Source organism: Microbacterium sp. EST19A (assembly GCF_019969685.1).
In the GTDB taxonomy this organism is placed as follows: Bacteria; Actinomycetota; Actinomycetes; order Actinomycetales; family Microbacteriaceae; genus Microbacterium.
Map to the genome: position 1 here is coordinate 1,226,119 of NZ_JAHXYZ010000002.1, position 21,890 is coordinate 1,248,008.

The 21,890-nt window shown below is 64.0% G+C and carries 25 protein-coding genes; 16 read left to right on the forward strand and 9 right to left on the reverse strand.

Annotated elements, in window-relative coordinates; translation table 11 throughout:
- Window positions 1–55 precede the first annotated feature (55 nt).
- Entirely contained in the window at window positions 56–403 is a 348-nt protein-coding gene (locus LC452_RS15980) for an ArsR/SmtB family transcription factor (protein WP_374197777.1), read from the forward strand.
- 228 nt (window positions 404–631) lie between these two features.
- Here LC452_RS15980 and LC452_RS15985 read toward each other — a convergent pair whose 3' ends face one another.
- The 5 genes from LC452_RS15985 to LC452_RS16005 are packed head-to-tail and all read right to left on the reverse strand — an operon-like array spanning window position 632 to window position 5,019.
- A complete protein-coding gene (locus LC452_RS15985) occupies window positions 632–1,609 on the reverse strand; it encodes an arsenic resistance protein (RefSeq protein ID WP_223627039.1) in 978 nt (325 codons plus the stop codon).
- Entirely contained in the window at window positions 1,606–2,139 is a 534-nt protein-coding gene (locus LC452_RS15990; RefSeq protein WP_223627041.1) for a signal peptidase II, read from the reverse strand. The genes LC452_RS15985 and LC452_RS15990 overlap by 4 nt, the downstream gene beginning before the upstream one ends.
- Entirely contained in the window at window positions 2,136–2,747 is a 612-nt protein-coding gene (locus LC452_RS15995; protein WP_223627043.1) for a cadmium resistance transporter, read from the reverse strand. Before LC452_RS15995 ends, LC452_RS15990 begins: the two co-directional genes overlap by 4 nt.
- Window positions 2,747–4,663: a cation-translocating P-type ATPase gene (locus LC452_RS16000; RefSeq protein WP_223627044.1), complete on the reverse strand. Its 1,917-nt coding sequence runs from the start codon at window positions 4,661–4,663 to the stop codon at window positions 2,747–2,749. The genes LC452_RS15995 and LC452_RS16000 overlap by 1 nt, the downstream gene beginning before the upstream one ends.
- Window positions 4,660–5,019: a helix-turn-helix transcriptional regulator gene (locus LC452_RS16005; RefSeq protein WP_223627046.1), complete on the reverse strand. Its 360-nt coding sequence runs from the start codon at window positions 5,017–5,019 to the stop codon at window positions 4,660–4,662. Before LC452_RS16005 ends, LC452_RS16000 begins: the two co-directional genes overlap by 4 nt.
- Window positions 5,020–5,082: 63 nt before the next feature.
- Between LC452_RS16005 and LC452_RS16010 the strand changes: the two genes are divergently transcribed.
- The 14 genes from LC452_RS16010 (at window position 5,083) to LC452_RS16075 (ending at window position 18,062) form a co-directional block, all read left to right on the forward strand.
- A complete protein-coding gene (locus LC452_RS16010) occupies window positions 5,083–6,153 on the forward strand; it encodes a DUF1624 domain-containing protein (protein ID WP_223627048.1) in 1,071 nt (356 codons plus the stop codon).
- A 9-nt stretch (window positions 6,154–6,162) separates the two neighbouring features.
- On the forward strand, window positions 6,163–6,693 hold the full coding sequence (locus tag LC452_RS16015) for a hypothetical protein (RefSeq protein ID WP_223627050.1): 531 nt from the start codon (window positions 6,163–6,165) through the stop codon (window positions 6,691–6,693).
- A 71-nt stretch (window positions 6,694–6,764) separates the two neighbouring features.
- Window positions 6,765–7,430: a thioredoxin domain-containing protein gene (locus tag LC452_RS16020; protein ID WP_223627051.1), complete on the forward strand. Its 666-nt coding sequence runs from the start codon at window positions 6,765–6,767 to the stop codon at window positions 7,428–7,430.
- Window positions 7,430–8,416, forward strand: coding sequence for an NAD(P)-binding domain-containing protein (locus tag LC452_RS16025; protein WP_223627701.1), 987 nt, complete (start codon window positions 7,430–7,432; stop codon window positions 8,414–8,416). The genes LC452_RS16020 and LC452_RS16025 overlap by 1 nt, the downstream gene beginning before the upstream one ends.
- Before the next feature lie 9 nt (window positions 8,417–8,425).
- Window positions 8,426–9,340 carry a cation diffusion facilitator family transporter gene (locus LC452_RS16030; RefSeq protein ID WP_029259133.1) on the forward strand — a complete coding sequence of 305 codons (915 nt, stop codon included), beginning with the start codon at window positions 8,426–8,428 and terminating at the stop codon, window positions 9,338–9,340.
- A complete protein-coding gene (locus LC452_RS16035; RefSeq protein ID WP_223627053.1) occupies window positions 9,333–10,007 on the forward strand; it encodes a copper resistance CopC family protein in 675 nt (224 codons plus the stop codon). Before LC452_RS16030 ends, LC452_RS16035 begins: the two co-directional genes overlap by 8 nt.
- A gap of 19 nt (window positions 10,008–10,026) precedes the next feature.
- Entirely contained in the window at window positions 10,027–10,539 is a 513-nt protein-coding gene (lspA, locus tag LC452_RS16040) for a signal peptidase II (protein WP_223627703.1), read from the forward strand.
- On the forward strand, window positions 10,536–10,871 hold the full coding sequence (locus tag LC452_RS16045) for a DUF6804 family protein (RefSeq protein WP_223627054.1): 336 nt from the start codon (window positions 10,536–10,538) through the stop codon (window positions 10,869–10,871). Before lspA ends, LC452_RS16045 begins: the two co-directional genes overlap by 4 nt.
- Before the next feature lie 25 nt (window positions 10,872–10,896).
- Entirely contained in the window at window positions 10,897–11,847 is a 951-nt protein-coding gene (locus LC452_RS16050) for a cytochrome c oxidase assembly protein (protein WP_223627056.1), read from the forward strand.
- Entirely contained in the window at window positions 11,831–13,435 is a 1,605-nt protein-coding gene (gene lnt, locus LC452_RS16055; RefSeq protein ID WP_223627058.1) for an apolipoprotein N-acyltransferase, read from the forward strand. The genes LC452_RS16050 and lnt overlap by 17 nt, the downstream gene beginning before the upstream one ends.
- Entirely contained in the window at window positions 13,420–13,935 is a 516-nt protein-coding gene (locus LC452_RS16060; protein WP_223627059.1) for a DUF3515 family protein, read from the forward strand. Before lnt ends, LC452_RS16060 begins: the two co-directional genes overlap by 16 nt.
- 335 nt (window positions 13,936–14,270) lie before the next feature.
- Window positions 14,271–15,830 (forward strand): cytochrome c oxidase assembly protein, encoded by a 1,560-nt coding sequence (locus tag LC452_RS16065; protein WP_223627061.1) that lies wholly within the window; start codon window positions 14,271–14,273, stop codon window positions 15,828–15,830.
- Window positions 15,827–16,510 carry a copper resistance CopC family protein gene (locus tag LC452_RS16070; protein ID WP_223627063.1) on the forward strand — a complete coding sequence of 228 codons (684 nt, stop codon included), beginning with the start codon at window positions 15,827–15,829 and terminating at the stop codon, window positions 16,508–16,510. The genes LC452_RS16065 and LC452_RS16070 overlap by 4 nt, the downstream gene beginning before the upstream one ends.
- Window positions 16,511–16,703: 193 nt before the next feature.
- Complete coding sequence (locus tag LC452_RS16075; RefSeq protein WP_223627065.1) at window positions 16,704–18,062, forward strand: M23 family metallopeptidase; 1,359 nt, start codon at window positions 16,704–16,706, stop codon at window positions 18,060–18,062.
- Between the two features lie 97 nt (window positions 18,063–18,159).
- Here the strand turns inward: LC452_RS16075 and LC452_RS16080 are convergent, their stop codons facing one another.
- Complete coding sequence (locus tag LC452_RS16080) at window positions 18,160–18,921, reverse strand: cytochrome c biogenesis CcdA family protein (protein ID WP_223627067.1); 762 nt, start codon at window positions 18,919–18,921, stop codon at window positions 18,160–18,162.
- Entirely contained in the window at window positions 18,918–19,487 is a 570-nt protein-coding gene (locus LC452_RS16085) for a TlpA disulfide reductase family protein (RefSeq protein ID WP_223627704.1), read from the reverse strand. Before LC452_RS16085 ends, LC452_RS16080 begins: the two co-directional genes overlap by 4 nt.
- 377 nt (window positions 19,488–19,864) lie before the next feature.
- Here LC452_RS16085 and LC452_RS21935 point away from each other — a divergent pair, with 377 nt between their 5' ends.
- Window positions 19,865–19,999, forward strand: coding sequence for a hypothetical protein (locus LC452_RS21935; RefSeq protein WP_263294052.1), 135 nt, complete (start codon window positions 19,865–19,867; stop codon window positions 19,997–19,999).
- A gap of 108 nt (window positions 20,000–20,107) precedes the next feature.
- Here the strand turns inward: LC452_RS21935 and LC452_RS16090 are convergent, their stop codons facing one another.
- Together LC452_RS16090 and manD are read right to left on the reverse strand one after the other, a co-directional pair.
- On the reverse strand, window positions 20,108–20,641 hold the full coding sequence (locus LC452_RS16090) for a gluconokinase (RefSeq protein ID WP_223627068.1): 534 nt from the start codon (window positions 20,639–20,641) through the stop codon (window positions 20,108–20,110).
- Window positions 20,631–21,860, reverse strand: coding sequence for a D-mannonate dehydratase ManD (gene manD / locus LC452_RS16095; RefSeq protein ID WP_223627070.1), 1,230 nt, complete (start codon window positions 21,858–21,860; stop codon window positions 20,631–20,633). The genes LC452_RS16090 and manD overlap by 11 nt, the downstream gene beginning before the upstream one ends.
- Between the last annotated feature and the right edge of the window lie 30 nt (window positions 21,861–21,890).

Sequence of the window (21,890 nt, forward strand, 5' to 3'; positions counted from 1 at the left end):
ATCGAGACTTGTCGATGTATCGACAAATGTCAATACGACGTGAGAGAATTCGATCGTGCCTTCCCCTCTCGCTCTCCTGCCAGCGGATGTGGCGGTCTGCTGCTCGCCTGTTACCGGCGGGGTGCTCACAGCTGAGGAAGCTGAGCGGATCGCCCACACGTTCAAAGCGTTGGGTGACCCCACGCGCGTGCGGCTGCTCTCGCTCATCGCAGCATCAGACGGCGGCGAGGCCTGCATCTGCGACCTCACCGACCCCGTGGGACTCTCCCAACCCACCGTCTCGCACCACATGAAGCTGCTCGTCGATGCCGGTCTCGCGACACGCGAACAACGAGGGCGCTGGGCGTACTACCGAGTCGTCACCGACACGCTCGAACAGGCATCCCGCTCGCTGAGCTCGTGAAACAGCCGCGCAGGTTCCCTCCGTATACGCCGGTCTTGATTACGCCCGGTCACCAGTAGGGCCGTCATCTCGTTGCGCGACACTTCGAGCAGCGGGAGTTGAGACACGCCGAAAACGCCTGCCGTCTCGGGGGTGCGGTGAGCATTAGCGGTGGCCCTCCAGACGCCCGAGCCGCAAACGATCGATTTCGGTGGGACGACCGCTCCGATTTATAGTCCAGTGCTGCGGCTAGGCGAGGCTCGGCCGTGGTTCGCGCGTGAAGAGGGGGACCACGCGGACGAGGACGAGCATCGCGACCAGCTCGACAAGGGTTTGCGTGACTATCGCGAGCGGGGCAATGCGCATCGAGGCGGGAAGGGCGAGAGCGAGCGGTAGGACGACGAGCGAGTTGCGCGTCGCGGTGGAGAACATCACCGCGCGGGTGGCGGAAACGTCTAGTTGTGCGACGCGGCTGGCGAGCTTCCCGATCGCGACGGCGAGGACGACAAATGCGATGTACAGCGGCACTACGCGCAGGAGCGCGGTTATTTGCGATCCAACGGCGGCGATCTGGGAACCGATGACCACGGCGAGGGTCACCATCATCAGCGGCACCATTGCACCCGCCATGATCTTCTCGATAAACCGCCCTCCCCGGTAACGACGCGCAAGCGCCTGCACAACCGCTGCTGCAGAGAGTGGGACCACGATCAGCAACAGGAATGCCCGGATGAATGGGCCGATGTCGACCACATCGAGCACAGCGCCACCGGCGAAGAGGAACAGGAACACCGGCAACAGCAAGATCTGGACCAACATCAGCAGCGGTGCGGCTGCGAGCAGTCGCGCGCCAGCACCACCCGCGATACCGGCGAACACGATGACGTAATCGATGCACGGGGTCAGCAGGACGAACAACACCCCGAGGAGTAGTCCCCGGTCATCGACCACGAAGCGGGAGAGACCCCAGGCGAGCATCGGCACAATGACAAAGTTCGCCACCAGCACCGTGCCTAGAAACCTGATGTCACGGAACGCGCGCTTTACCTCGATGAGCGGGACGCCGAGGAAAGTGGCGAACAACAGCAGCATCAGTGCCGGTTCGATCGAGTGCTCGAGGCTCGGAGCGGTCTGCGGCGCTATCAACCCGATGGCCGCGCCCACGGCGATTGCGACGATGTAGAGGGCGAGTTGATGAGTGTCCCACCACCGGACAACGAATCTCACTCGGTGCTCTCATCATCTGCGCGGATCATGAAAACTGCTCCGGCGATCGCTGCGGCGAAGATCACGATGTCAGCGACGTTCCCGATGAACCAGTTCCCGTAGGCAAGGAAGTCCACGACGTGACCCCGGGCGAACCCAGGATCGCGGAAAAAGCGGTCGCCTGCGTGTGAGGCAGCAGCTCCACCGAGCGCACCGACAACGATCGCCCACCCCGGGCGTCGCACTCGGAACGCGAACACGATCGCTGTGAGCGTGGCGGCAACAGCGAGCAGCGCGAACACCCATGTGAAGCCTTCCCCGAACGAGAATGCCGCTCCCGGGTTATAGGCGAGTTGCAAACCCAGCAGGTCACCGATCAGCGGGATGCGCTCACGCTCGGTGAGGGTCGCTTCGGCCCACACCTTGGTTCCCTGATCAATCAGCACGACAACCACGGCGATCAAGAGCGCTCCACCAGTGAGCTGCCATCGCCGTGCCGACGACAGCTTGCGCGCAGCGGGCGGGTGAGCCTCTGTCTGGGAGGAGGTCATGCGAGCACCTCGATCAGACGGACGATGACGCCGGATTCGATCAGGATGAACAGGCCGAGACCGATGAACACGGCGGGTACGAGCCAGTGCTCGACGCGTTCCAGCGCTTCGGTGACGGCCTTGTTGGTGCCGATGAGCCGGCCGGCCGCGCACCAGACCGCGACGAGGATGAGGAATACGACGATCATGATCGCGACGTCGCTGGGGGCGCTGGTGCGGAAGATCGGCGTGTAGAGGGAGATGTTGTCGGCCCCGTTGGCGATCGTGATCCCTGCGACGCCCCATAGTCCGACCGCGGTGATCTTGGAGTCGTCATCATCGTCATCGTCGCTGTTACGGCGCAGGCCGCGAATGAGCGTCCAGATGCCGATGCCGAGCGGGATCAGACCCAGGAAACCGACCCATTCGTCCGGAACGATGGTGAGACCGAGCGCGGCTATCACACTGATCACGACCAGGGTGATGAACCCGAGATACTGGCCTGCGACGATCTGCCACGGGCGGGGTTTCCCTCGACTGGAGGCGAGGAACAGCACGGTGAGCACGACGATGTCGTCGATGTTGGTTGCCGCGAACAGGCCGATCGCTGAACCGATGGTGGCGAGCATCAGTTTTCCAGTTGTGGCGTGCGGGCGCGGGCGGCGCGCAGGCCGTTGAGGATCACGATGACTTCCGCGACCTCGTGGACCAGGACGACGGCCGCGAGTCCCAGGACGCCGAAGAGCGCGAGCGGGAGCAGGGCGGTGATGATCAGCAGCGACAGGATGATGTTCTGGTTGATGATCCGTCGACCGCGGCGGGCGTGGTCGAATGCCCGCGGGATGAGGCGCAGATCATGGCCGGTGAAGGCCACGTCGGCGGATTCGATTGCTGCGTCGGAGCCTGTCGCGCCCATCGCGATGCCGATGTCTGCGCTAGCGAGGGCCGGGGCATCGTTGATGCCGTCGCCGATCATCGCGACCGGTCCTGCCTTCGACAGTTCTGCAATCGCGGTCGCCTTGTCCTCCGGGCGCAGCTCCGCTCGCACGTCGCTGATCCCGGCCTGCGCAGCCAGTGCACGAGCGGTACGGGCGTTGTCGCCGGTGAGCATAGTCACGCCGACGCCCTGGCCGGTGAGTGTCCGGACTACGTCAGGGACTTCAGGGCGCAGCTCGTCACGGACGCCGATCGCGGCGACCGGTGACCCGTCGCGGTGCACGATGACGACGGTCATGCCCTGCTCTTCCAGCGATGCGACCCGCTCGACGAGGTCGCCGGCGTCCAGCCAGCGGGGGCTGCCGACGGTGATTGTCGATCCGTCGACGGTGCCGTCGATGCCGTGGCCGGCCTGCTCGGTCACATCTGCAGCTGCCGGTATCCCCGAGGCTGCGGCGGTGATTGCTGAGGCAAGAGGATGTGTGCTGTGCTGCTCCAGGGCGGCCGCCCAGGCCAGCGCCTGGACCTCGGTTACACCGTTCGTGGTCAGCACGGCGGTGACCGCAGGTTCGTTGCGGGTGAGGGTGCCGGTCTTGTCGACGGCAACGTGGCGGACCGTGCCGAAGCGCTCGAAGACGGCGCCGGACTTGATGATCACGCCGAACTTGCTCGCCGCACCGATCGCCGCGACGACCGTCAGGGGCACCGAGATCGCCAGCGCACACGGAGAAGCGGCGACCAGCACGACGAGCGCGCGGGTGATCCACACCTCGGGGTCGCCCAGCAGCGAACCGATGATCGCGACGAGCGCTGCGAGGATCAGCACGCCGGGCACCAGCGGGCGGGCGATCCTGTCCGCGAGACGAGCACGCTCGCCCTTCTCGGTCTGTGCTTTCTCTACCAGTTCGACGATCGTGGTGAGCGAGTTGTCGGTGCCCGCAGCCGTCGTTTCGACCTCCAGCGCGCCGGCGCTGTTGATCGCGCCGGCCGACACAACATCGCCAGGCTCGACCTCGACCGGGATCGACTCCCCAGTGATCGCCGAGGTGTCCAGGCTGGAGCGACCGGAGCGGACGATCCCATCGGTTGCGATCCGCTCGCCCGGGCGGACCACCATGACCTGACCGACCATCAGCTCTCTCGCTTGCACCTGCACAGCGTTGCCGCCCTGCAGCACAGTCGCTGTTTCCGGGACGAGCTTCAGGAGCGCCCGTAGACCCCCGCGGGCCCGGTCCATCGCCTTGTCTTCGAGCGCCTCAGCGATCGAGTACAGGAACGCCAGAGCCGCGGCCTCCTCGACGTATCCGAGGATGACTGCACCGATGGCGCTGATGGTCATCAGCAGTCCGATGCCGAGCTTGCCCTTGAACAGCTTCCGTATCGCGCCAGGCGTGAACGTCGACGCACCCAGCAGCAGACCGGCCCAGAACAGCACGAGCGCCGGAATCTCGAGGCCGGACCACTCGAGGATCAGGCCGACGAGGAACGCAACGCCGGAAAAGACCGGCACCATGATCCCGCGGTCCCTCCACCACGGCCGCTCAGCCTCTTCGTGTTCCTCTCCCGCCGGGGCGGCGGACTCGTGCTCGCAGCCGCACGCCGCGCTCACGCGTCAGCCTCTGCTCCGCAGCAGCCCGGCACCGTGCAGGCCGAGTCCACACACGGCGCGTGCTCGTCCACAGCCAGCGTCACATCCACAAGCGCGAGGAGGGCCGCGGCGAGATGAGGGTCGGCGATCTCGTAGCGGGTTTGCCGGCCCTCAGGCTCGGCGACAACGATCCCGCAGTCACGCAGGCAGGTGAGATGGTTCGACACGTTGGAGCGCGTCAGCTCTAGCTCACGGGAAAGGACTGCGGGGTAGCTCGGGCCACCGAGCAGAGTCATGAGAATCCGAGAACGCGTAGGATCAGCCATGGCGCGGCCGAGCCGGTTCATGACGTCGAGACGAGAAGCAATGGTCAGCATAAGCTGAACTATACAGTCTCCGCTGACCTATTTCCTATGCGGTCAAGCCAATATCCTCAGGGCATGGTCTTCGAGCCCGAAAGAACGCTGCCACCCAGAATGCACAGGCGAGCTCGACGCGTCTCTGACATGGGTCGTCTTGTGATTCCGGACGCGCTTCGCGGGTTCGCGATTGTCGCGATGCTCATCGCGCACGCGGCTCCTTTCGTGCCGAACGCACCGTGGGCGGCGCAATTCGTCACGGCGAACTTCAGTAGTGTCGCGTCGCCGCTCTTCGCTCTCGTCATGGGCATGTCGGCGGAGCTTGTGTGGCGACGCGGCGGCCCTGTGGGGGTGACGTTGCTGCAACAGGTTCTGCGTGGCCTGTTCCTCATCGTCCTGGGCGTTTGGATGGCCACGTGGGGCTCCTGGCTGGCGGTCATCCTCAGCTACCTCGGACTGCTCATCATCATCGGCGCGCCCCTTCTACTCCTGCGCACCCCGGTCGTGATCGCCGCGACAGCGGTTCTCTTGCTAGCCAGTCAGCCACTGCTGAGCGTCGCACGCACCTGGATTTGGGTTTACACCGCGCCACCGCCCGTACGTGAGGTCATGACCTGGATGTTCCTGGGCCCTCAGTATCGGGTGGTCAACCTGTTACCGATGTTCCTCATCGGCGCCCTGTTGATCCGTCACGGCTTGAAACGCGACCGCTTGTTGTGGATCATGGCGGCTGTGGCGCCGTTGGCGTATCTTGCCTGGGGCTTCGGGCAGCGCTTCGGCACGGTGCTGTCCGGGGACTACCTGGACTCTCTGAGAGATATTGGCCTGGTGTTCGCCGTCTACGTGTGCGTTGTACTCGGGGCTACGGTGCGACGGGAGCATGCAGAGCGTTTTTGGAGCGCCGTCTTTGTTCCCCTGTGCGCGTGCGGTCAGGTGGCGCTGTCCTTGTACTTGCTGCACGGCGGTCTCATCGCACTCTGGAGTAACGCGTATGGCCGCCCTGCCGAGAACTTCTATTTGGGCTGGCTGGTGATCGTTCCGGGCATGATTGTGGTGGGTTGGCTGTGGTGGCGGTTCGTCGGGACTGGCCCCGTTGAATGGGTTATGGGCTGGCTCAGCGGACGTCCCAAGACCTCTTTGTTTCGCCGGTAGAACGGGCGCGTGGCTCTCGGGTTCGCAAAGAATATCGATTGGTGGGGCTGGTACCATCCTGAGGTCATGGTCGTCCACGGTCGCACTCGCAACTGCGCCAGCCGCGCCGACGGTTTCCTGATAACGAAGATCATTACAGCCCTCGGACTGGCGCTTCTTCTCGTTGTCGGAGCATGGCCGGGCGGCCATCGTGACGCGACGGACGCGACTCCGTATCTGAGCACGACATCCTCGTCGTCACTAGGGACGCCTTCTGCTGGCCATGTCTCGGCGGGTTCGGGTGAAAGCGATGTCGGCGCGACCGCCGAACAATTCCTGGCCGGGGATGCCGCCAATGACATCGTGATCGGTGTTGCCGGGTGCCTCTTGGGTATCATCTGCTGCTTCTTGGTGCTCATCGTCACGCGGACCTTCCTCCGGCACGTCCCCTCTTCTCACATTCGCGAACGTTTGCCGCGCGCACCATCAATGGCGGCCCTGACGGGGCGCCTGTTCGCACTGCCTCCTTCTCTCACACAGCTTTCTCTGTCGCGGACCTGACCCTGGCGGCGCCATCTTTTCGATGGCGCTCCACTGGTCGTCCTCGTTCGTTGTGTGTGTTTGGAGTGTCTATGAAATCTTCCGTGAAAGCGGTACTTGTCACCGTGGCTCTCGCCGTGGTGTTGCTGGTCGTCGCGCTGGTCTTCGTCCTGATCAATCAGAATCAAGCTGCCGCACCCGAGACGGGGACCGCTGACGGTCCACAAGTCGTCCGTGAGAACTCGCACGTCCTCGATGACGGAGGAGAAGGGGCGGTGACGGTTGTCGAATTCCTCGATTTCGAGTGCGAGGCCTGCGGTGCTTTCTATCCCCTCGTCGAGGATCTCCGCGGCAAGTTCGATGGCGAGATCACCTACGTGATCCGCTACTTCCCGCTGCCGGGTCACCTCAACTCAAAGAACGCCGCAATCGCTGCCGAAGCCGCAGCGCAGCAGGGGCGGCTCGAGGACATGTATCACCGCCTGTTCGAAACGCAGCCTCAATGGGGTGAGGCTCAAGAGTCTCGTGCGGACCTGTTCCGGGGGTTTGCGGAAGAACTCGGATTGGACATGGCCGCGTTCGATGATGCGGTCGCTGATCCGGCGACAGCAGAACGGGTCCAATTCGATCTCGACGAGGGTGAGCAGCTCGGTGTCAGCAGTACCCCCTCGTTCTTCATCGATGGGGAGCCTGTCGTACTGGAGACGTGGACTGACCTGGAAGACAGCATTGAAGCCGCGGTGAACGGTGCTGAATGATGGCGCATTCGCTATCGCATCGTCGCGTCATCATCGTTGGCGCCGGGCACTCCGGATTGGCGACAGCCGCCGCGCTCAGGTCCTCCGGGCTTGAGCCCCAGAAAGACTTCGTGATCATCGATTCTGCACCCCCCGGTCGACGAAGCTGGGCCACGCGGCGGCAGTCGATGAAACTACGCAGTGCGGCACGCCACAGTGTCGTCCGCGGGTTCCCTTTCCCGGGCGATGAAGATCGTTATCCGAGTGCGGATGAGATGTCCGACTACCTGTCTTCGGTGGAGAAAGCCATCGGTGTGAAGACCGTGTGGAGCACCCGAGCTCTTGGAGTCAACCGGTTGGGCGACGGATCCACGCTGCATCTGTCGACCTCCGCCGGGGAAGTGCAAACCCGAAATGTGGTCTGCGCAACGGGAGCTGCCGCCGTGCCGCGCATACCGGGATGGCGCCAGGAACTGGCAGTACCCGGTGTTGTGCTGCATTCCAGCCAGTATCTCTACCCCGCGCAGATACCCCCCGGCCCCGTGTTGATCGTTGGCGGCGGATACAGCGGAGTAGAGATTGCTGAAGAACTCGCGTCCTCCCACGACGTCACCCTCGCGACTCGAGCCGAACCAGCACGGATATCGGAGCGGTCCGTCTGGTCAAGGCTGCGGCGTAAGGGTCCGATGTCCGAGGTACGCCACCGCGTAGCTTCGACGGACGTCACTCATGCCGCCGCCGTAGCGGAGATTCACGGAGACACCGTGATGTTCGCCGATGGGGCGTCCATGAAGCCGCATTCCGTGATCCTTGCGACCGGATACAGGCCGGCAGACACATGGCTGCCCGATTCGGAGCCGCCCGGGCAGCCATTGCACGTCAGTGCACGCATCCCCGGGCTGTTCACTGTTGGCATGCCGCGATACTCCCGCGCGGACGCTGACACCCTCGCTGGGACGAGTCGCGATGCGGCGACCGTCGCCCGGCTCATCGTTGGACGGCCGTAAAGGAGCACCATGACAGAAACAGGGCACAGTCACGGTATTGGTGACGCCACTCCCCGCAATCGCCTGGTCATCGCGTTCGCGATCACCTCCTCGGTCTTCATCGTCGAAGTGATCGGCGCGATCATCACAGGCAGCCTCGCACTGCTCGTTGATGCGGCGCACATGCTCACCGATGTCATCGGGTTGGCGATGGCCGTCACCGCTGCGCATCTGATGAACCGTCCCCCGACTCCCAAATACACCTTCGGTCTTCAACGCACGGAGGTGCTCGGTGCGCTCGCTCAAGCAGCTCTGCTGCTCGGAGTGGGCATCTTCGCGCTTGTGGAAGGCGTACGGCGGCTGTTCGAGCCCCCTGAGATCGCTTCGGGGAGTCTGCTGTTCTTCGGCATCGTCGGTCTCGTCGCCAACATCGCCTCCATGCTCGTATTGTTCAGCGGCCGCGGACGCAATCTCAACATGCGCGCCGCGTTCCTCGAGGTCGTCAACGATGCCCTCGGTTCCGTCGGCGTCATCGCCAGCGCCATCCTCATCGCCGTTTTCGGTTGGTATCAGGCGGACGCCGTCGCGGGCGTTCTGATCGCGCTGCTCATCATTCCCCGCACCCTCATCCTGTTGCGAGCATCCGGCCGAGTGTTGATGGAGTCCACACCTGCCGGCCTCGACCTCGAGGACGTCCGCCGCCACATCCTTGCCCTTCCGCACGTGGTCGCTGTGCACGACCTCCACGCGACCCAGGTCTCGACCGACCTCCCCACGCTCACCGCCCACGTCGTGGTCGATGACACCGTCACGATGGAAGCTTCCGCCGCATTGCTGACATCACTTCAGCAATGCGTCAGCGAACATTTCGCCGTGAGCATCGAACACTCCACTTTTCAGATCGAACCCGAATCCCACCCCGGAGAGCACGACACCCATGCATAAACGCCTCTCGGCACGCACCACTGCCGTCCTCACCACCCTGTTGTTGTCGGCATCCGTCGTACTTGGGACTGCATCTCCGGCCGCCGCTCATGACGACTTCGTTTCGTCGTACCCCACCGCCGACTCGACCATCAACGGCTCCCCCGACGAGATCTCTCTGATGTTCACCGGGACCCTCACCGGTGGTGACGACGCAACGGTCGTCGAGGTTATCGATGAAAGCGGAGCAAACGTCGCCGTCGACCCGCCAACGGTGAGCGGTGACTCGATCACTCAACACCTCTCCCCCGACGCCGCAACCGGCATCTTCACCGTCCGCTGGAAGACCGTCTCCGCCGACGGACACCCGATCAACGGGGAGTATGTGTACACGGTCACGCCCGCGATGGACACGGAACCCAGCACTCCGACCACAAGCCCCACCCCTGAAACCTCCCCAGAAAGCACGGAGGAGCCGGAACCGGCTCGACCCGCGCAAACATACGGTGGCACGGCATCCGGCGGCGGTGCTTTCGAACTGCTACCCCTGTTCTTCCTCTCGGGTCTGGCACTGATTCTGGGGATCGGCGTTGTGGGAGTGGTTATGGCCGGGCGCCGGCGTCACCAGCGCGACCGCGCCCAGGCCGCCAAGGATGCCGCAGCTACCGAGAAAGACGCCGATGCGTGATCGAGTCCGCCGGTTGGCCGTGGTGCTCATCGTCACCGCCATCGTCATCCTGATCGACCAAAGCACCAAGACTCTGGCTCTGAACACGTTGCGGCAAGATGCGCGTACACCGCTGATCGGTGACTGGCTCGGTCTTCAACTGGCCTTCAACCCCGGGGCGATCTTCTCGCTCGGGGAAGGCTCCACATGGGTCATCACCGTCATCGGGGTCGCTGTCACCGCGGTCCTTATCGGTGCTGCCACCCGAGCCCGGAACGTGTGGTCGGCGGTTGGTTTCGGTTTCATCGTGGGCGGTGCGATCGGGAACCTCATCGACCGTTTATTCTCGCCTCCCGCGTTCGGGATCGGGCACGTCACCGACTTCCTCGCCTACGGGAACCTATTCATCGGCAACCTCGCCGATGTCGCTCTCGGCATCGGTGCCGTGTTCCTCATCGTCGCGGGTCTGCGCGCGAGCCGTCGCCGGCCAGACCCCGCGTCCCGCCCCGATCCCGTCGACCCTGTACCCGCCGAAGAAACGGTTCACCCATGAGTCCCAAAGAACGCGTCCCCTCCACGTACCAGCGGAACGCCCTGGCCCCCAGCCTCGTCGCCGCCGCGATCCTGTTCCTGGCCCCGGCGCTCTTTGAGGCGAACTGGGCACCCCTCGTCCTCTTCATCGCCTCAATCTTCGGGCTGATCGTCGCGTGGTTTGCGCTGCAGGCACGCCACTGGTGGTGGATCCCGGTGTTCCTCGCGATCGCCGTGCTCTGGAATCCGGTGATGCCCTTCCCCTTCTCCGGTGTCGTGTGGACCACAGCACAGCCCATCGCGGCCGTGGTGTTCCTGGCAGCCGGAGCGACGATCAAGGTGATCCGGAAGTGAGCGGCGTGAGCTTCTTGACACGACCATGCGCGTGAGCGGCGAGATCCCCAGCAGTCCCCCGTCTCTGCAGACATTCCTCGCACCGGCCGACATCCCGCTTCCGGTGCTACCCATCGTCGCGGGGATCCTCGCTGCGCTGTATCTCGTCGGAGCGATCCGATTGTGGACGCACGGGCGTCGTTGGCCCGTGTGGCGGACGGTCAGCTTCCTGCTTGGGTGCGTTCTCCTCGCGGCGGTCACCGGACTGGGCGTTGAAACCTACGGCCAGGCGCTGGTGTCCGTTTTCATGTTCCAGCAACTCACTCTGATGATGATGGTGCCGCCGCTACTGGTCCTCGGCTCACCCGGAACCCTTCTACTGCGAGCAACGCCGCATCACGGAGCGGGACGGGTAGTCCTCACAGCGGCCCACAGTGCTCTCCGAAGCCCGGCCGCGAGATGGGTACTCAGCCCGTGGGCCACTGTCCCGCTCTACCTGTTCGCGTTCTACGGTATCTACCTTGCGGGTGCTGCCGATGTCATCCTCACCGCGCCCGGGGGTCACGTCGCGCTCGAGGTCGGATTCCTCCTCGCCGGCATGCTGTTCACCATCCCCATCTTGTCCTCCGATCCTCTGCCGGTCAGGTTGGGTCATGGTGCGCGTGCACTGGACGTGTTTGCTGAAGCTGCGCTGCACGCGTTCTTCGGGGTGTTCCTCATGATGGCCAGTACGATCCTGGTCGGCTCATTCGTCGCCCCCACAGAGGCGCTGGGCATCGATCCCCTCGCCGATCAGCAGCTAGCCGGTGCCCTGGCATGGTCCTACGGTGAAGCCCCGACCGTGCTGATGTTGATCTACGTGATGCATCGTTGGTTCCGCAGCGACACCGCTCGTGCTGCCGCGGCGGACCGGTACGCCGACCTGCACGGGAACACCGACCTCGACACGTACAACGCCTACCTCAAAAAGCTGAGCTCTCATGACCGTGACCGCTGACCCGTTGGTGAGACACGCCCTCTCCGGCCGATCACGGCGCGGCAACCCCAGAGAGCACAACGCGCGCCTGCCTGTTGCGGTGCCTTTCCCCGTAGCGATTGTCGCGTCCGCCATCGCAGGAGGAATGCTGGATCTCGGCTACCCCGCATACGGGTGGTGGCCTGCAACGTTCGTGAGCGTCACCATCGGGCTGTGGACGCTCCGCGGACGTTCTCTCCCCAGGGCGTTCCTGATCTCGCTCGTCTACGGCGCGGCCTTCTACTTCACCCACTTGGTATGGGTGTCACGGTTTCTGGGGCCCATCCCGTGGGTCGCGCTGGCTGGCTTGGAATCCCTGCTATTCGGTGCCGGCGGCGTGCTGATCGCACTTGCCTATCGTGTCGCCACCACCCGGGCGGGATACGGGTATCGCGCGATCACTCCCGTGCTCGTCGCCGGGGTGTGGGTGCTGCGAGAAACGCTGATGGGGAGTACGCCGTACACCGGGTTCCCGTGGGCGCGCGTCGGTTTCAGCCTCGCCGAGAGCCCGCTCGCGGAGGCCGCTTCATGGGTGGGAACAACCGGGCTGTCCTTCCTGACGGTTCTCGTCTGCGCGAGCGTCGTGGAGGCCCTCATCCTCCGCCGATGGGAGCCAGCAGCAGCAGCGGCGGTCATCGTCGTTGCCGCGATAGCCGTCCCTCTGTTCCCCACCGAGCAAGTGGGAACGATGCGCGTCGGATGGGTGCAGGGCAACGGCCCTAGCGGCTACTTCGACACCAGGACAACAGGTGACATCATGCGCGCGCAGGAAGAAGCGACCGCTCCTCTTCTGGACCGTGAGATGGACCTTCTCGTCTGGCCAGAAGGGGCCGTCGACGCCGATCCCCTGCGCGATGTCGCCGTCGCAGGACGCCTTGATCGACTCGTGCAGGGTGCTGGCGCTCCGGCACTGGTGAATGCGGCGACCACTCGTGGAGCCGACACGTTCAACACCTCAATGCTGTGGACCAGCGCCGGGCCGCAGCAGCTCCACGACAAGGCCAACCCCGTCCCTTTCGGCGAATACGTCCCGGATCGTTGGTTTTACGAAGCGATCGCCCCCGACCTCATCGGATTGATACAACGCGAGTACACACCCGGCTCCAACACACCCCTCGTGAACGTTGGCGATGTGCCCATCGGTCTGGCGATATGTTTCGACGTCATCTACGACGACGTCATCCACCAAAGCGCGGCCTCTGGCGCGCAGATGTTCGTGTTTCAAACCAACAACGCGGACTTCAGAGGCACCGACGAGAACCTCCAACAGCTGGCCATCGCCCGCATGCGCGCGATCGAAACCGGGAAAACTGCCGTGAACGTCTCCACCACCGGGACCAGTCAAGTCATCGGCCGCGACGGGCAGGTGTTGGCTCAGGTTGCGGTGGACACGACCGCGGCGAAGATCACCGAGGTCCCTCTCCGCACCGGCACGACCCTCGCCGTCGTGCTGATGCCGTGGCTCGGCTGGACACTCAGTATCGGAACCGTACTAGCGCTGCTCATCATGTCGATCCGACGGCGGCGGTTGCATGCTGACTCCCAAGAAGACGGATGGATGAAGTTGTGAAGCTCAAGATTCTGACCTCTGTCGCGGCACTCTGCGCACTGCTTCTACTCAGCAGCTGCGCACCCACCGTCCACCTCGAGCCCGCAGCAAACGCGAATGACCCGCTGTGCGCAGAGGTCACCGTGCGACTACCGGACTCGATTGGCGACCAGGCTCGTGTCTGGACGGACGCTCAGGCCACCGCAGCATGGGGCACCCCCAGTAGCGTGCTCCTCACCTGCGGGTTGGAGCCCCCGGCCCCCACCACCCTGCAATGTGTCAGCTTGGGGGGCGTCGACTGGATCGTCGACGAGGAGGAGACCCCGAATCTGCGGCTCACAACCTACGGCCGAGATCCAGCTGCCCAGGTGTACGTAGACACCGCCACCCTGTCGGCGGACGCGGTTCTTGAATCTCTCGCCGGGGCGATCCAGCAGCTCCCCAAGACCGGTGAATGCACGGCACCTGTGACGGAAGACCCGGACGTCGCGGACGCTGAGACGGGAGCTACCACTCCATGAATCCCGTTGTTCTCCGGATCGTTGGACCAACGATTCTCGTTGTCGCCGCACTCATCGCTGTGGTGGTCGGGCTCGCGATCGGCGGAGGAGCTGCACCGAGACTCACCAGTGACCCTGGAGCGCTCGTGCGATGGGGACTCCCGGCCGCGAAGCTGTTCGTCAATCTTTCCGGTGCGGCGATGCTCGGGCCACTGGTACTGGCGGTGTTCGCTCTCCCCTCGGGGGGGAAACCCTTCACCGTCGCGCTCGATATAGCCTCCGCCGGCGCCGCAACCCTCACCATCACAAGCGGGGTGGTGGCTTTCCTCACCTTCCTGTCCTCATTCAATCCGCAAGTGAGCCTGAGCGCCGAGTTCGGCACGCAGCTCGGCCGCTTCCTCCTCGACACCGAGCTGGGACGATCATGGCTCATCACCGCGATCCTCGCCTCGGTCGTGACAGTTCTCGCATTCGCTGTGCGCAGCTATGGGGCGGTGCTGATCACAACCGTGCTTGCGATCATCAGCCTGATACCCATGGCCACCCAAGGTCATTCGGGTGAGCTCGCCAACCACGATCCCGCGGTCATGTCCCTCGTCCTGCACGTCATTTCAGCGGCAATATGGCTCGGAGGTCTCATCCTGCTCGTCGTCGCGCGACCGATCAGCTCTCCGCACGAACTCGAGAACCTGCTCCGCCGGTACTCGACGGTGGCACTCATCGCGTTCATCGGCGTCGCCGTCTCGGGATATGTGCGGGCGCTCACTGCCCTCGGCCGGTGGGAGGAGTTGGCCTCACCGTACGGCATCATCCTTCTCACAAAGATCGGCGCTCTTCTGGTCATGGGCGTCCTGGGTGCCGCCTACCGCCGTCGACTCATCGCAAAGGCCAACGAGGGCCGTGGCGCCTTCTGGATGATCGTGAGCGTCGAACTCGGTTTCATGGGTATCGCGAGCGGTGCCGCCGCCGCCCTCGCCCGCACCGCCGCCCCCGCCGACACGATCACACTCCCGCAGACCACCGCCGCAGAGATCCTCACCGACGCACCCGTCCCGGTCGCACTCACCCTGCAGAGATGGTTCACGGCGTGGAGCCCCGACCTCCTCTGGGTGCTCGTCGCGGGTTTCGGAATCGTCTTCTACCTCGTCGGCGTCCGACGCGCACGGCGCCGCGGGTATCCGTGGCCAGCCAGGCGGACGGTCAGCTGGATTGCGGGGATGGGGGCGCTTCTGTGGACGACCAGTGGGCCGATCGCAGCCTATGACGATTCGCTCATCAGTATGCGATTCCTCTCTTTCGCTCTCCTCAGTCTCGCGATCCCCTTGCTCCTTGTCTTCGCGGCGCCGATCACCCTCGCAACCTTGGTCATCCATCCACGGGACGATGGAAGCCGAGGACCGCGGGAATGGCTTGTCTGGGCCGCCCACAGCCCGCTGGCCAGATTTACTCTGCGCCCCGTCGTCTCCGCGGCTCTTTTCGCCACGTCGCTGTGGTTGTTCCACTACTCCGACCTGTTCCGCTGGTCGCTCTACGACCAGCTCGGAGCGGAATGGATGATCAGTCAGCTCCTCGTCACCGGGTGCCTCTTCGTGCGATCGCTTTCCCTGAACGCGTCCACGAGTCCCGAGGGGCGGTGGCGGTGGGCTTCACTCACTGCACTCACAGGCGTGGCAGCGTTCTTCGGCATCGCCACTAGCACTCGCTCCGACCTCATCGTCGCGGAGTGGTTTGGCGCCATGGGGCGGACGTGGGGACCCACCCCTCTCCAGGACCAGGCCCTCGCCGGAGGCGCCACCTTGATGATCGCGGGAACGCTCGCAATCCTCACCGGCTTCTCCGTCCTACACACGAAACGCAACAACCGACCTACCGGTAGCACCCCCGTGCCCGCCGTACGAAAGGACCCGCACCTGTGACCTCCACCCACCGCACCCGCTGGCTCGCCAGCACACTTCTAGCCCTCATCACACTGGGAATCGTGGCTACACCTGCCCCCGCAGCTCTCGCGCACGACAACCTCCTGGACACCGTGCCCGGGGCAGACGAAACCGTCACCCAACTTGACGACGTCGCTCTCACGTTCAGCGGGGAGCTCATTGACTTCAGCAAGGCCAGCTTCGCCCAAGTGCAAGGGCCCGACGGCCTCTTCTACGAATCCAGCTGCTCCACCATCGACCGCAACATCCTCACCACCCCGGTCGCACTCGGGGAACCGGGCGTCTACACCGTGCTGTGGAACGCCGTCTCCAGCGACGGTCACCCCATATCCGAGAGCTTCACGTTCACGTACGCTCCCACCGGTATCGAGCCAGGGCTGGGATGGGACAAACCAGCATGCGGGAACGAACAATCACGGATCCAACCGGCAAAGGCGTCGCCCTCCGCCGCGCCAACCACCGAACCGCCAGCAGCGGACACCCCTGCCCCGGCGGTATCCGCAGGCGAGGACGAGGTGGCTTCGATCGCGATCCCGCTCATAATCGCCGTTGCTGTCATAGGTGCCGCGGTGATCACCGCCACCGTTGTTGTACGGCAAGTGAAGAAGAAAAAACACGACAGGTTGAGCGCCGACGGCCACACGGACCCGAAAGAGTGAGCTTCGTGTCAGGGCAGTCGAACTCAAGTTCGGTGCGTCAGATATGGGCCACAGATCAGAGATCACGGGCGAGTCGGCGCGACTTCGGCCCCCACGAACGGACGATAGACCAGACAGCGGGCAACGCGAGCATGGCCAATCTGCGCGCCCCTGGCAGCAGAATCCACGAAGCCGAGCTCGAGGAGAGGGCACAGTGAACGGACGAAGCGTCTCCGCGGCTGCTACGGAGGCGGCTGAAGAATGCGGGTGTGCACCCACGCCCGCCGAACGCGACTCGTTCTGGAAGCTGAGTGTTACTCGACGTGGCGCTTTCGGACTCGGCGCCCTCGGCGTCGCTGCATTCGCTGCCTTCGGTATCGGCTCCGGCGTCTCAGCTGCGTACGCTGCGTCCTACCCGAGCTGGGACGATGTCCAACGCGCCAAGAACAACGAAGCTGCCAAGGCCGCCGAGATCACCCGGATCGAAGGGCTGATCCAGTCCTTGACGCAGAAAGTCGCCGAGACCCAGGCTGCCGCCGATACCGCCTCCGACGAGTTCTACGCCGCACAACAGGAATACTTCGCTGCGATCACGGAAGCCGAGAGCCTGCAGGCGCAGGCCGACGAACAATCAGCGATTGCCGAAACCTCTGCGCGAAGGGCCGGTCAAGTTGCGGCACAGCTGTACCGCAACGGTGGAGACGATTCAGCACTGCAACTGTTCTTCTCCGGTTCCGCGGACAACGCCGATGAGCTCCTGTCCCGGCTGGGCACAATGGACAAGCTGCTCGAGTACAACCGGTCGGTCTACGATGACGCAATCTCGGCGCGAAATACCGCCCAATCGCTGACCGATCAGGCCACGGTCGCCCGCGACGAACGGGACCGGCTGCAGCAGGTTGCAGAGCAGAAGATGATTGCCGCACAAGAAGCGGCCGACGCCGCACAGGCCGCGCTCGACGAGCAAGCCGCGAACCTCGACACGATGCAGGCGCAGCTCGCCGCGCTGAAAGACACCACCACGCAGACTGTCGCTGGCTACCAGGCGGGTGTAGCCGCACGCGAGGCCGAAGAGCGAGTCCGTCGCGAACGCGAAGCCGCCGAAGCGGCAGCCAATGGTGGCGGCAACGGTGGCGGCGGAGGCTCCGCCGGGAGCGGCGGTTGGGTTCGGCCCCACGGGGGCGGCCGAAGTTCAAGCTACGGCCCGCGGACCCCGATCTGTGGTTCGCAGGGCTGCTCCTCGAGCTACCACTACGGCGCGGACATGGCCAACGGCTGCGGAGCGGCGATCTACGCCGCCAACTCCGGAACAGTGGACTACGCCGGCGCCAACGGCAACTACGGCAACTACGTCCGCATCCAACACGGCGGAGGCGTCAGCACCGGGTACGCCCACATCAAACCCGGAGGCATCGCCGTCGGCCGGGGGCAGTGGGTCAATTCCGGCCAGGTCATCGCCTACGCGGGCGACACTGGACGCTCCTTCGGGTGCCATCTGCATTTCGAGGTCTACATCAACGGTGGCTACACCAACCCCGTCCGATTCATGGAAGACCGCGGCGTCTACATCTAAGGCTCCGACACGGGATCACGAAGTGGCGCCGTCGACATGAGCAGTCGGGTAGAGAGGGCCGCTTCAGTCGTCACTCGCGACATCCCCGCTCCGGGTCTCAGAGAGGGAGGATGACGCTGCCCATCACCGCTGTCAGCCGCGACATGATGTCGGTCCATAGCCCGGTCACCATCAGGATGCCGAGGACGATCAGCATGATGCCGCCACAGACGTTCACCACCCGGATGTGACGTCGGAGAAACTCGACCGTCTTCGCCGCCCAACCGAACCCGAGTGCGACCAGCAGGAACGGGATGCCGAGGCCGAGCGAATACATGAGGCCAAGGAGGCCGGCCCGGACAGGGTCGCCGGCGTTGAACGAAAGCGCGATGATCGCGGCCAGCGTCGGACCCATGCATGGCGCCCAGCCGACACCGAGTGCCACTCCGAGCAGCGGCGCCCCTACGACTCCGGCCCGGGAGCCGACGTGGAAGCGGACCTCCCGCTGGGCGAAACTGAACAGCCCGAGGAAGACGAGCCCCATCAGGATGACGACGATGCCGAGGATCCGTGTGATCACGTCGCCCCAGCGGAGGAAGAACACGCCGGCCGTCCCGCTCAGCGCGGTGATGAGAACGAAGACAAGACTGAAGCCGAGGATGAACAGAAGCACGCCGACCACGAGCTGACGGCGCTCGGGAGTGGCAGCATTCCCCTCGTCGCCCTTCGACCGCGGCGCGACCGCTCCGCCGAGGAAGCCGAGGAAGCCGGGGACCAGCGGGAGCACGCAGGGCGACAGGAACGACACGAGGCCGGCGAGCATCGCGAGGGGGACTGCGAGCCAGAGCGCGCCGGACCCAATGATGGTGTCGGTGTTCATGGTGTTTCTGCTAGAGCGTCTTTGACGAGGGTCGAGAGGATCGAGGTGCCGTCGATGGGTCCGATGATGCGGGCCGCGACACGGCCCTGTCTGTCGAGCACGAGAGTCGTCGGCGTCGCCTGGATCGGCACAGCCTCGGAGAACGCGAGTTTCGCCTCGGCCGTGTTCACGTCGATCAGGCTCGGGTAGGTGATGCCGAACTCGTCAGCGAAAGCCTGGGCAGTGTCGGCCTGGTCGCGGGTGTTGATGCCGATGAAAGCTACATCCTCGCCGCCGTATTCCTGCCAGACGCTTTCGAGATCCTTCGCCTCGACGCGGCATGGCGCGCACCCGGCGTACCAGAAGTTCACCACCGTGACGTTGTCGGCGTTGTCGGCGCTGTCGAAATCATCACCAGTTTCAGTGATGCCGCTGAAGGCGACCGGTTCGCTCCGCTCGGCCACCGGGATCTCGACGATCGAGCCGTCGGCGGCCACATAGCCGGTGTTCTCCCCCTTGAGGAAGGAATCGCTGACCGGATCCGGCGCACACCCGCTCAGACCGATGGCGAACACTGCGGCGAGCATGACTCCGACCGCACCACGAACGGTACGAAAGCGTGGGTCTCGAGGCACATTCGCACTGTACGCAGATCCCCTATGCGTCCGCCGAACCACGCCACCGCACTGTCGAAATCGCTTGCCGCTTCCGACGCTTCTCCAGAGCTAGTTGATGCGTAGGCGACCTCGGCGTTGCTGACACAGGTGTCGATCCCGGAAGACCGTGTGACAACATCCGCGAGAATCCGCCACCTTTCATGAGAACAGCGACAGGTTTCGTGAGAATGCGACAGGTTTCGTGAGAAACGACAAATGTCCGATCTCACGAATGCTGGCGGTAGGCGAGACGCGACACCCGCGGAAAGGCGGACAAGTGCGATCACTCCCTGCTTCCCAGTTTTCTCATGAAACATGTCGGTAATCACGTTCCGGCACGCGGCGAGGGCACCCACGCGCTGTTGACGGGCACACACCCCGGCATCCCCCACAGCATGAACCTCGCGTCGCCGCGGCTCGACACCACGGGGCAGATCTCGTGAGACACACCTGTGGAAATCTGTCCAGACTCGAGAAAGTTTCATTCGGTGAGACGCGACTCTCCCAGAAGATGCCGGTGATCGCTCCCGCCCATCCCGCCGCTCTACCACCTAAGCGAGAGATCGTTCTCCACCAAACGCGGCGGTACACGCTGCAACAGTTAGCTCCAAGACTTTTTCGGTGTCCCCTTCAACGTCGATACGCATACCGTTCTCGTTCTGCAGCGGCTCAAGCGATTCAAGCTGCGAGGCGAGAAGAGACTCTGGCATGAAATGATCGGCCCGATTGGCGAGGCGACTCGCGATGAACGCCGGTGTTGCGTCCAGCTCAAGGAAGAAGGTGCGAGGTGCTAAGTGCCGAATTCGGTCGCGGTATTCCCGTTTCAGCGCCGAGCAGGCGACGATGACGCCGTTGCTTGACGCAAGAACTGCCCCCACATCGTCTAGCCAGGGGACGCGGTCACGATCGCTGAGCGGGATCCCCGCCCGCATCTTGTCGACGTTGTGCGCCGAGTGCAGGTTGTCACCGTCGATGAACGGCAAGTGGAGACGCCGGGACAGCTCTCGGCCAAGAGTCGTCTTACCCACACCGGAAACACCCATCACGACGATGCAGCTGGCCGCCGCTCCCGTATCACCAGTCATGCATCGTTCCGTCGGCGAGACGGTTGTAGGGCAGGTATGCCTGCTGGTACGGGAATGCTGCGGCGGCTTCCTCGTTTAGTTCCACCCCGAGACCGGGTGCATCGCCTGGATGCAGGCTTCCGTCCTTAAACGTCATGGTCTGCTCGAAGACGGAGTTGGTTCGGTCGCTGTGTGCCATGTACTCCTGAACACCGAAGTTGTGGATTGCCAGCCCGACATGGGCTTGGGCCGCAAGCCCCACCGGCGACACATCGGTCGGGCCGTGGAAACCGGATTTGATTTGATACTGCGCGGCGTAATCCATGACCTTCTTCAACGGTGAGATTCCGCCAAAGTGCGTCGATGCCGCACGCACGTAGTCGATCAGCTGTTCTCTGATCAGCAGCTGAAAATCCCAGACGGTGTTGAACACTTCGCCGATGGCGAGCGGTGTCGTTGTGTGTTGACGGACCAGTCGTAGCGCTTCTTGATTTTCCGCAGGAGTGCAGTCTTCCAGCCAGAAGAGGTCAAACGGCTCGAGCGATTTGCCGAGCTTCGCGGCCTGTATCGGCGTCATCCGGTGGTGTCCATCGTGGAGCAACGGCAGCGTCGGTCCGAACTCATTGCGCACGGCTTCGAACACCCCGGGCAGGTGACGCAGGTAAGCGCGAGTGTCCCAGTCTTCTTCAACGGGCAGAGCACCGCGGCTGGCCGGCTCGTAGTCGTACCGTTCGCCGGACGATTGCGTCTGTGCGGCGACCCCGTACACGGCGCGAACCCCGGGTATGGACGTCTGGACACGGATGTGGGTATATCCGTCTTCGAGGTGCATCTTGATCGAGTCGAACAACTCAGGGATGTCGCGCCCGGAGGCGTGACCGTAAGCTGCGAGCCCGGTGCGAGAGGCTCCGCCGAGCAGCTGATAGACAGGAAGGCCAGCGACCTTGCCTTTGATGTCCCACAGGGCCATATCTACTGCGGCGATGGCGGCCATCGTCACTGAGCCGCGTCGCCAATACGCACTGCGATAGAGGAACTGCCAGGTGTCCTCGATGCGATGTGGATCTCGGTCGAGTAGAAGCGGAACGATGTGCTCGCGAAGGTACGCGGCGACCGCGAGCTCACGGCCGTTCAGCGTGGCGTCTCCGAGGCCTGTGACGCCGTCGTTTGTGGTGATCTTAAGGGTGACGAAATTGCGGCTTGGGCTAGTGACGATGACGTCGGCGGCGATGATCTTCATTTGGCCTTCCAGAGTTGAGGGTCTTGCAGG

Coding starts and splice junctions, on each gene's coding strand:
- LC452_RS15990 (WP_223627041.1), bottom strand. CDS start 2,139: ATGACCTCCTCCCAGACAGAGGCTCACCCGCCCGCTGCGCGCAAGCTG.
- LC452_RS15995 (WP_223627043.1), bottom strand. CDS start 2,747: ATGCTCGCCACCATCGGTTCAGCGATCGGCCTGTTCGCGGCAACCAAC.
- LC452_RS16005 (WP_223627046.1), bottom strand. CDS start 5,019: ATGCTGACCATTGCTTCTCGTCTCGACGTCATGAACCGGCTCGGCCGC.
- LC452_RS16010 (WP_223627048.1), top strand. CDS start 5,083: ATGGTCTTCGAGCCCGAAAGAACGCTGCCACCCAGAATGCACAGGCGA.
- LC452_RS16020 (WP_223627051.1), top strand. CDS start 6,765: ATGAAATCTTCCGTGAAAGCGGTACTTGTCACCGTGGCTCTCGCCGTG.
- LC452_RS16025 (WP_223627701.1), top strand. CDS start 7,430: ATGGCGCATTCGCTATCGCATCGTCGCGTCATCATCGTTGGCGCCGGG.
- LC452_RS16030 (WP_029259133.1), top strand. CDS start 8,426: ATGACAGAAACAGGGCACAGTCACGGTATTGGTGACGCCACTCCCCGC.
- LC452_RS16035 (WP_223627053.1), top strand. CDS start 9,333: ATGCATAAACGCCTCTCGGCACGCACCACTGCCGTCCTCACCACCCTG.
- LC452_RS16045 (WP_223627054.1), top strand. CDS start 10,536: ATGAGTCCCAAAGAACGCGTCCCCTCCACGTACCAGCGGAACGCCCTG.
- LC452_RS16050 (WP_223627056.1), top strand. CDS start 10,897: ATGCGCGTGAGCGGCGAGATCCCCAGCAGTCCCCCGTCTCTGCAGACA.
- lnt (WP_223627058.1), top strand. CDS start 11,831: ATGACCGTGACCGCTGACCCGTTGGTGAGACACGCCCTCTCCGGCCGA.
- LC452_RS16060 (WP_223627059.1), top strand. CDS start 13,420: ATGGATGAAGTTGTGAAGCTCAAGATTCTGACCTCTGTCGCGGCACTC.
- LC452_RS16080 (WP_223627067.1), bottom strand. CDS start 18,921: ATGAACACCGACACCATCATTGGGTCCGGCGCGCTCTGGCTCGCAGTC.
- LC452_RS16085 (WP_223627704.1), bottom strand. CDS start 19,487: ATGCTCGCCGCAGTGTTCGCCATCGGTCTGAGCGGGTGTGCGCCGGAT.
- LC452_RS21935 (WP_263294052.1), top strand. CDS start 19,865: ATGAAACATGTCGGTAATCACGTTCCGGCACGCGGCGAGGGCACCCAC.
- LC452_RS16090 (WP_223627068.1), bottom strand. CDS start 20,641: ATGACTGGTGATACGGGAGCGGCGGCCAGCTGCATCGTCGTGATGGGT.
- manD (WP_223627070.1), bottom strand. CDS start 21,860: ATGAAGATCATCGCCGCCGACGTCATCGTCACTAGCCCAAGCCGCAAT.